The organism is Amycolatopsis jejuensis (assembly GCF_000717335.1).
Taxonomy (GTDB): Bacteria; Actinomycetota; Actinomycetes; order Mycobacteriales; family Pseudonocardiaceae; genus Amycolatopsis; species Amycolatopsis jejuensis.
The window spans coordinates 80,696-89,790 of the sequence record NZ_JNYZ01000049.1; the positions used below are offsets into that span (position 1 = coordinate 80,696).

Consider the following 9,095-nt stretch of genomic DNA (forward strand, 5'->3'; position numbering starts at 1 on the left):
GGGTTCTCCACTCTCAGGATGCCCGATGACCCTAAGTTGCGGCCATGTATCAACTAGTGAACTAAGGCTTGGACGGGTGATCGTCTGGCACAATCGCCCCGGTGACGAGGGTGCGCCGGCAGACGACCCGCGACTTGCGGCGGCACAACCGGGCGGCGCTCCTGTCGTCGCTCTACTTGCGCGGTCCCGCGAGCCGCCTCGAACTCGTGGCCGAATCCGGGCTGAGTCCCGCCACGGTCACCAACGTGATTGCCGAACTTCTCGGCGAAGGGCTGGTGGCCGAGGCCGGTTCCGTCGAGTCCGACGGCGGGCGGCCGCGCACCATGCTGCGGGTCAATCCCGGGTTCGGCCGGGTGATCGGGGTCGACGTCGGGGAAACCCACGTGTGCGTCGGGCTTTTCGACTACGAGCTCGAGACGCTCGCGACCGTCGACCATCCGCTCCGCGGCACGGACCTCGACCCGGACGAGGTCGCCCGGCTGGCCACGATCGGCGTCGAGCAGGTGCTGGCCGAAGGCGGGAACGTGCTCGGCATCGGCGTCGGCGTGCCCGGTGCGGTACGGGACAGCGGGGTCGTCCACGCGCCGACGCTCGGCTGGTCCGATGTCCCTTTCGCCGACCTCTTGCGTACCCACCTGCCGATCGACGCCCCGCTGTCCGTGGACAACCGCGCCCGCACGCTCGGCCAGGCGGAGATGTGGCGCGGTGCTGGCCGCGGCGCGGAGCGGGCGGTGATCGCGCTGCTCGGGGTCGGTGTTGGGGCGGCTTTCGTGACCGGCGGCGGTTCGGTTCCCGGGATTACTACGAGCGAGTGGGGACACACGGTCGTCCGCGCCGGTGGTGCGGAGTGCCGCTGTAGTTCGCGGGGGTGTCTGGAGGCGTACGTCGGTACCGATGCGGTGGTGCGCCGTTACCTGGAAATGCCTGGGGCGCAACCGATTCCGGATCTTCAGAGTGAGGCCCGGCTCGCCGAGGTCGTCGCTCGCGCCGCGACGCCCGGTCCGGCGGCCGACACACTTGCGGACATCGGGGAGTACCTCGGGATCGGCATCGCGAACCTGATCAACCTGCTGGCGCCGGACCGGGTGGTCCTCGCCGGTTCGGGGAGTGCGGCCATGGGCCCGGCGATCCTGGAGCGCGTCCGCAGCTCCGCCGCTCGGCACGCGCTGGGCTATCTGGCGGAGTCGACGGAAATCGAGCTGGGCCGGTTGGGCGCGGAAGCAGTGGCCCTCGGCGCGGCGACGCTGCCGATCGCGGAATTGCTGGCCTCCGGCGGGCGCACCGCGGAAGTTCGGGGTTGAGCCGGATCTGCGACAGGTGCGGGCGGGTCGAGTGGCGCTTCGGGTGGGTGTTGGGGGAGGCGGCAGGGGGAGTGGCGCCGGGGTGGGTGTCGGCGAGGTGCTGGCGGAGTGGCACCTGGGGTGGGGTGTTGGCGAGCGGAGTGCGCCCGGGCTGGGGTGTTGGCAAGGCCGGGGCGGAGTAGCGCCGGGGTGGGGTTCCTGCAAGGTGGCGCCCGGAGTGGGTGCCTGCGAGGCGGGGCCGGAGCGGCACCTGGGTGAGTGCCTGCGAGGAAGCTGGCCGAGCGGTACCGGAGCAGGACAGAACCGGGACCGGGACCGGGAGCAGGGTCGGTAGCCGAGGGAATCTCGGCTACCCCCACGCCTCCAACATTGGTCAAGACCACCTTCGCAACCATGGTCCATACCCATCCGAAGCAGTGAGAAACCCTTGCCCCACAACCAATCCCGCACCGAAGCATTCTTTCATCACTTAAACTTAGGCACGAAACGTTACCCCGTCGTTATTGACGTGACCCGCGTCACCCGGGTTGACTCCCCCTGTCGCACGGCCGGTCCGGGCACCGAGGGGGAGCGGGGGCCTTACCGGGGACTGTCGAAGATCGCCGGAGATCCGGGAGGACTTGATGCGAGTCAGGCGCTCCATCGTCGCAGTGCTGGTGGCCGTGCTGGCCGGGGTTGGGCTCGTCGCGTGCGGAGGGGGTGGGTCGTCCGCTGGTGCGGGCGGTGCGGGCGGCGTGCTCAACGTCGGGATGCCGAACGGGCCGCAGACGGAGAACAACAATCCGTTCCTGGAAACGTCTGCGGCCGCGTCGCTCGGGTATCGCTTCGTGATCTACGAACCGCTCGTGATGCTCAACCGCGTCAAACCGCAGGAGCCCGGGAAACCGTGGCTCGCCACGAAATGGGACTGGGCGGACAACTACCGGAAGCTCGTGCTCACCGTGCGCGACGGGGTCAAGTTCTCCGACGGTACCCCGATGACCGCGCAGGATGTGGCTTACACATTCCAATTGCTACGCGACCATCAGGCGTTGAACATCGATTCCGTGCCGTACAAAGACATTGCCGCGAATGGCAACCAGGTCACCCTCGGGTTTGCGGAATCGCAGTTCGTGAACCAGGTCAAAATCCTGCAGACCATCGTCGTACCGAAGCACATCTGGTCGGCGATCAAAGATCCCGCCACCGATACGGTGAAGAATCCCATCGGGACCGGGCCGTACACGCTGAAATCGTTCACGCCGCAGACGATCACCGTCGCCGCGCGGGACGGGTACTGGCAGGATGCGCCGAAGGTCAAGGAAATCCGGTACACGTCCTACAACGACAACAACGCCCAGGTTTCGGCGCTCACCAGTGGTGCGGCGGAATGGAGTTTCGTCTTCATTCCCAACTACAAGACGGTGTACGTCAACCGCGACCCCGAACATTACAAGCTCTGGTTCCCGGCGCAGCTGGCCGTGCACGGGCTGTGGTTCAACACCGAAAAGGCGCCCTGGAACAACGCGAAGCTGCGGCAGGCAGTGAACAAGGTCGTGAACCGGGACGACATCTTCAACCAGGGTGAGGCGGGCTACTTCTACCCGAAGGTCGATCAGGTCACCGGAATTCCCACGCCCGCCGGGGATCCGTTCATCGCGTCCGAGTACAAAGGACAGACGGTGAAGGTGGACGTGCCGGGTGCGAAGGCATTGCTCACCGGCGCCGGTTTCACTTACCATGGTACGCAGCTGGTGGATCCGTCCGGCAAACCGGTCGCGCTCAAGCTCACCGCGCCGTCGGGCTGGTCGGACTACAACACCGACCTGGAAATCATCAAGGACAACCTGGCCCAGATCGGTATCACCGCGACTGTGTCCAAAATGAACCAGGACGCGTGGACGAAGTCCGTTGACACCGGGGACTACGAAGGCGTGCTGCACTGGACCAATGACGGCGCCACCCCGTACGACATGTACCGCGACGTGATGGACGGCACGCGCTACAAGCCGACCGGAACCGGTGGGATCAACGGGAACTACGGGCGCTACCAGAACCAGGACGCCACACAGGCGCTGCAGACCTACGCGAGCGCGCCGGACGAAGCAAGCCGCGCCACGGCAATGACCAAACTGCAGCAGATCATGACCGAGCAGCAGCCGATGGTTCCGCTGATGGCGGCCAACTGCGGCGGCGAGTACAGCACCAAGAACTGGACCGGCTGGCCGGACGACGCCAATCCGTACGGACCCGCGCAGCCGACTCTGCGCAACGCCGTCGACATCGTCTTGCACCTCAAGCCCGCGGCCTGACTATGGCCGAGGTCAACGCCGTCGCCGCGGTGTCCAGGGAATCCACTGTGGACACTGTGGTGCTGGAAGCGGCAGGGCTCACAAAGCATTTCCCGATCCGCAAGCGTGGGCGGGCGATGCTCACCGGCGGCAAGCGCAGCGTGCACGCGGTCGACGACGTCGACCTCACGTTGCGGCGCGGTCGCGTCACCGCGCTGGTCGGGGAATCGGGCTCGGGCAAGTCGACCGTCGCGCGGCTGCTGGCTCAGTTGTACCCGCGGACCAGCGGTGACATTCGGCTGTACGGCAGGCCGGTCGCGGTGAGAGGCGGTAAGGCTTTCCGTGCGTACTGCCGTCAGGTCCAGATGATTTTCCAGGACCCCTTCGCGTCGCTGAACCCGGTGCACACCGTCCGCTACCACCTCACGCGGGCGCTGAAGATCCACGGCCGGGACAGCGACGAGAAGGCATTGAGCGAGCTGCTCGGGCGCGTCCAGCTGACGCCGCCGGAACGGTACGTGGACAAGTTCCCGCACGAGCTTTCCGGCGGGCAACGGCAACGCGTCGCCATTGCGCGGGCGCTAGCCGCCGACCCGGAAGTGCTGCTCGCCGACGAGCCGGTGTCCATGTTGGACGTTTCGATCCGGCTGGGTGTGCTGAACCTGTTGCGCGACTTGAAGGAACGTTTGCACCTGGCGATCCTGTACATCACGCACGACATCGCGTCGGCGCGCTACTTCGCCGACGAAACGCTGGTGATGTACGCCGGAAGGATGGTCGAAGGAGGCGATTCCGAGACTGTCACGCAAAAACCGGCGCATCCCTACACCAAGCTGCTCATCGAATCCGCGCCCGACCCGGACCGGCGCGAGAAAACCGAACCGCTGACCGGAGGGGAACCGCCGAGCCTGATCGACCCGCCGTCCGGCTGCCGGTTCCATCCGCGGTGCCCGGTGGCGATGGAACGGTGTCGCACCGAGCTGCCACCGCGGTTTGAAGTGGACGGTCCGGGGCACTGGGCCGCCTGCTGGCTCTACGAGGCCGCTCGATGAGATACCTGCTGCAGCGGGTCGGTTTCTACGTGGTCACTGCCTGGGCCGCGGTCACCATCAACTTCTTCATCCCGCGGATGATCCCGGGCGACCCGGTGCAGGCGCTGATCACCAAGAACCAGGGCAACCTCAGCGCCGACGCCATCCACTCGCTGTACGTCCTCTTCGGACTCGACAAGAACGAAAGCCTCATCACCCAGTACTTCCATTACTGGGCACAGCTCTTCCGCGGCGATCTGGGGCTGTCGTTCACCTTCTTCCCGTCGCCGGTCTCGCAGGTGATCGGCGACAGTCTGCCGTGGACGATCATTCTCGTCGGCATCACCACGGTGGTCGGCTTTCTGATCGGCACCTCGCTCGGGGTGGTGGCCGGCTGGCGGCGAGGGTCCTGGGTGGACGGTCTGCTGCCGGTCACCACCTTCCTCTCGTCGGTGCCGTACTTCTGGCTCGGCCTCATCGCCATCACCTTGCTGGCCGGACCGAACAGCTTCTTCCCGGCTTCCGGCGGCTACGACCCGGGTCTCGTTCCGGGCTGGGACGGCACTTTCCTCGGCAGCGCACTGCAGCACAGCCTGCTTCCCGCGATCACCATTCTGATCAGCTCGATGGGTAGCTGGATTCTGGGCATGCGCAACATGATGGTGACCGTCGCGGCGGAGGACTACATCACCGTCGCGCACGCCAAGGGGCTCAAAGAACGCCGCGTAATGGTGAGTTACGCCGCGCGGAATGCGTTGCTGCCCAGTGTTTCCGGATTCGCACTCGCGCTCGGCTTCATTGTCGGTGGTACCCTGCTGGTGGAGATCGTGTTCTCCTATCCCGGGGTCGGCTACGAGCTGTTCCAGGCCGTCGGTTCGCAGGATTACCCGCTGATGCAAGGGATCTTCCTGATCATCACGCTCTCCGTGCTGGTCGCCAATCTCCTCGCCGACGTCGCGTACCTGCTGCTCGACCCGCGTACGCGGAAGGAGGGCTGAAGTGGCGGCCCGGCGCAATTTCCTCAGTGGCGGCAAGACCTGGACCGGACTCATCACGCTGGCCTTCTTCGTGCTCCTCGCGGTGATCGGGCCGTGGATTGCGCCGTACGACCCGTCCGCCCGCAGCGACGACCTGCTGCAGGCGCCGTCCGGCAAGCACTGGTTCGGTACCACGCATCTCGGCCAGGACATTTTCAGTCAAGTCTTGGCCGGTACCCGCAGCGTGATGCTCGTCGGCGTGACGGCGGGGGTGGTCGCAACCATTCTCGCGGTGGTCGTCGGCGTGACCTCCGGTTACCTCGGTGGCACACCAGGGGAAGGGCTGTCCGCACTGTCCAATGTGTTCCTTGTGATCCCGGCTCTGCCATTGATCATCATCATCGGCAGTGCGTTGCCGAGCGGTGGTGATTACCTGGTGGCAGTGGTGATCGGGGGCACGTCGTGGGCCTGGGGTGCGCGAGTGTTACGCGCGCAAACCCTCTCGCTCAGACGCCGTGAATACGTCGAAGCCGCTCGGGCAAGTGGGGAATCGACGAGGCGGATCATCTTCTTCGAAATCCTGCCGAACCTCACCGCGGTGATTGCGTCGAGTTTCGTCGGAACCGTGGTCTTCGCGGTGATGTCGGAGATCACCTTGGCGTTCGTGGGCGTTTCCAGCTTCTCGGAATGGAACTGGGGGACGATCCTGTTCTGGGCGCAAAGCCAGCAGGCACTGGCCCAAGGCGCGTGGTGGTGGTTCGTCCCGGCCGGGCTTGCGATCGCCTTTCTGGGCACGGCATTGTCATTGCTCAACTTCGGGATCGACGAGTTCGTCAGCCCGCGGCTACGGTCCAGCGGTGCGAAAGCGAAGAACGTACGGATGCGCGTCGGGTTCACGCCCGTGCTGGGCCGGGAGCCGGAATGACCGAACCGGTATTGGAGATCGAAAGTCTCGACGTCGACTACGGACTCGGCGACGACGCCGTGCACGCGGTCCGGGACGTTTCCCTCACGCTGCACCGCGGGGAAGTGCTCGGCCTGGCCGGGGAAAGCGGCAGCGGTAAGTCCACTTTGGCCTACGGGCTCATGCGGCTGTTGGCGCCACCCGGGGTGATCCGCGGCGGAAGCGTCCGCTACCACCCGGCAGACGGCGATCCCTACGATGTGCTGCGGCTGACCGACCGGCAACTGCGCGACTTCCGCTGGGCGGAGACGTCCATTGTGTTCCAGGGCGCGATGAACTCGCTCAACCCGGTGCACAAGGTCGCAACACAGATCGATGACGTGCTCAAGACGCACGATCCACGCAGCACCAAGGGATCCCGGCGAGCGAGGGCACGAGAGCTGCTGCAGCTGGTCGGAATTGCGGCTGACCGGCTCGACGCGTATCCACATCAATTGTCCGGCGGAATGCGGCAACGCGTGATGATCGCCATGGCACTCGCGCTCGAACCACGCGTGGTGATCATGGACGAGCCGACGACGGCGCTGGACGTGGTGATGCAGCGGCAAATCCTCGCGCAGCTGATCGAATTGCGGGAGCGGCTCGGATTCTCGGTGCTGTTCATCACGCACGACCTGTCATTGCTGGTGGAATTCTCCGACCGCATTGCGATCATGTACGGCGGCCGGATCGTGGAGCAAGCACAAAGCGCGGACCTGTATCGCGACGCGCTGCACCCGTACAGCGGCGGTCTGCTGCGTTCATTCCCGGCATTGCGTGGTCCCCGGCAGGAATTGGCGGGCATTCCCGGTTCTCCGCCGGACCCGCGTTCGCTGCCGCCGGGATGCGCCTTCGCCCCACGTTGTCCGCACGCATTCGAGCGGTGCGCCGCCGAGGTTCCGGTGCTGGGTACCCCCGGTGACCACCACAGCCGCACCGTCGCGTGCTGGCTGCATTCCGCCAGGCCCGCCAGGCCCGCCAGGCCCGCCAGGCCCGCCAGGCCCGCCAGGCCCGCCAGGCCCGACAGTTCCGCCAGGTCCGTAGAAAAGGAGATCCCTTGACCGAGACCGCCGACGTTGCGACCCATCAGCAAATGATCGACACCCTCTCCGGCGATTTCCGATGGGGAGTGGCGACCGCCGCTTACCAGATCGAAGGAGCGGCAACGGAAGACGGCCGCACACCGTCCATTTGGGACACTTTCTGCCGCGTGCCGTGGGCCATCGACAACAACGACAACGGTGACGTCGCCTGCGATCATTACCACCGGATGCCCGAGGACATCGCGCTCGTGCAGGAACTCGGCGCCGACAGCTACCGCTTTTCGGTTGCCTGGCCGCGTATCCAGCCGCGCGGCCGCGGGGGCGTGAACGAGGCCGGGTTCGGGTTCTACGACCGCCTGGTCGACGAGGTCCTCGGCCGCGGCCTGACGCCGTGGCTCACGCTCTACCACTGGGACCTGCCGCAGGAACTGGAGGACGCCGGTGGCTGGCCGGTGCGTGACACGGCGTACCGCTTCGCCGATTACGCAATGCTGGTGTTCGACCGGCTCAAGGACCGGGTGGCGCACTGGACCACGCTGAACGAGCCTTGGTGTTCGGCCATGCACGGGTATGTACACGGGGTGATGGCGCCCGGTCGGCGTGACTTCAAGGCCGGGATGAACGCCGTGCACCACCTGCTTCTTGCCCACGGTCTGGCCACCCAGCGGATGCGCGAGGCCGCGCTAGACAGTACCCAGTTCGGGATCACGCTCAACATGAGCACGGCCGAGCCCGCGACGGAGAGTTACCTCGACCGCGAGGCGGCGCGGAACGCGGACGGCATGGGCGTCCGGATCTACCTCGACCCGCTGGTCCACGGCCGTTACCCGGACGACGTGCGGCACGACCTCGAATCCCGTGGCGCCCAGCTGCCGGTGGAAGACGGCGACCTCGAGATCATTTCCACGCCCTTCGATTTCCTCGGCGTGAACTACTATTTCGGCCAGCAGTTCTCCGGCGTCGACGAACACGGCCGGACCACCGGGGAGGACGGATTCCCGGCGCAACGCGAGGTCCCGTTCGGAGCTCCGACCACGGCGATGGGCTGGGAAATCCTGCCCGGCAAGTTCACCGAACTGCTCACCCGGCTCAGCCGCGACTACCCCGGATTGCCCTTGTACATCACCGAAAACGGGTCCGCGTTCGACGACGAGCCGGACGAAACCGGGTACGTCCAGGATGACGGCCGCACCGCCTACCTCGCGGCACATCTGGCCGCCGTCGCCGCAGCGAGGCAGCAAGGCGCGGACGTCCGCGGCTATTTCGCCTGGTCGTTACTGGACAATTTCGAATGGGCTTACGGTTACGTCAAACGGTTCGGCCTGATCCGGGTCGACTATCCGACGCAACAACGCACGATCAAGCAAAGCGGCCGGTTCTACCGCGACACGATCCGCCGGGTCCGCGGCTCCTGACCGCGGTAGGCCAGTGGTCCGTGAAGGGAACCTTCACGGAATCTGCTTGGGTTCTAGTGGTTGTTGCAACGCCTGAGTTGTGCAGGGGTTGCCGTGATCGGGGTCGGGGAGGGCC

At 66.0% G+C, this 9,095-nt stretch carries 7 protein-coding genes; all 7 read left to right on the plus strand.

Annotation, left to right across the window (positions count from 1 at the left end):
• Window positions 1-101: 101 nt before the first annotated feature.
• The 7 genes from OO71_RS42725 to OO71_RS42755 all read left to right on the plus strand — a co-directional run bounded on the left by OO71_RS42725 (window position 102) and on the right by OO71_RS42755 (window position 8,980).
• Window positions 102-1,301 carry an ROK family transcriptional regulator gene (locus OO71_RS42725; protein ID WP_033295796.1) on the plus strand — a complete coding sequence of 400 codons (1,200 nt, stop codon included), beginning with the start codon at window positions 102-104 and terminating at the stop codon, window positions 1,299-1,301.
• Between the two features lie 623 nt (window positions 1,302-1,924).
• On the plus strand, window positions 1,925-3,592 hold the full coding sequence (locus OO71_RS42730) for an ABC transporter substrate-binding protein (RefSeq protein ID WP_033295797.1): 1,668 nt from the start codon (window positions 1,925-1,927) through the stop codon (window positions 3,590-3,592).
• A gap of 2 nt (window positions 3,593-3,594) precedes the next feature.
• On the plus strand, window positions 3,595-4,623 hold the full coding sequence (locus tag OO71_RS53515; protein ID WP_033295798.1) for an ABC transporter ATP-binding protein: 1,029 nt from the start codon (window positions 3,595-3,597) through the stop codon (window positions 4,621-4,623).
• Window positions 4,620-5,600, plus strand: a complete 981-nt coding sequence (locus OO71_RS42740; protein ID WP_033295799.1) for an ABC transporter permease — start codon at window positions 4,620-4,622, stop codon at window positions 5,598-5,600. Before OO71_RS53515 ends, OO71_RS42740 begins: the two co-directional genes overlap by 4 nt.
• Window position 5,601: 1 nt before the next feature.
• Complete coding sequence (locus OO71_RS42745) at window positions 5,602-6,504, plus strand: ABC transporter permease (RefSeq protein ID WP_051793061.1); 903 nt, start codon at window positions 5,602-5,604, stop codon at window positions 6,502-6,504.
• Window positions 6,501-7,583, plus strand: a complete 1,083-nt coding sequence (locus OO71_RS42750) for an ABC transporter ATP-binding protein (RefSeq protein WP_084145680.1) — start codon at window positions 6,501-6,503, stop codon at window positions 7,581-7,583. Before OO71_RS42745 ends, OO71_RS42750 begins: the two co-directional genes overlap by 4 nt.
• Complete coding sequence (locus OO71_RS42755; RefSeq protein WP_033295800.1) at window positions 7,580-8,980, plus strand: GH1 family beta-glucosidase; 1,401 nt, start codon at window positions 7,580-7,582, stop codon at window positions 8,978-8,980. The genes OO71_RS42750 and OO71_RS42755 overlap by 4 nt, the downstream gene beginning before the upstream one ends.
• Window positions 8,981-9,095: the final 115 nt, after the last annotated feature.

What these genes read in the sequence shown, in the direction of transcription:
- OO71_RS42730 (WP_033295797.1), top strand. Translation starts at nt 1,925, where the DNA reads ATGCGAGTCAGGCGCTCCATCGTCGCAGTGCTGGTGGCCGTGCTGGCC.
- OO71_RS53515 (WP_033295798.1), top strand. Translation starts at nt 3,595, where the DNA reads ATGGCCGAGGTCAACGCCGTCGCCGCGGTGTCCAGGGAATCCACTGTG.
- OO71_RS42740 (WP_033295799.1), top strand. Translation starts at nt 4,620, where the DNA reads ATGAGATACCTGCTGCAGCGGGTCGGTTTCTACGTGGTCACTGCCTGG.
- OO71_RS42750 (WP_084145680.1), top strand. Translation starts at nt 6,501, where the DNA reads ATGACCGAACCGGTATTGGAGATCGAAAGTCTCGACGTCGACTACGGA.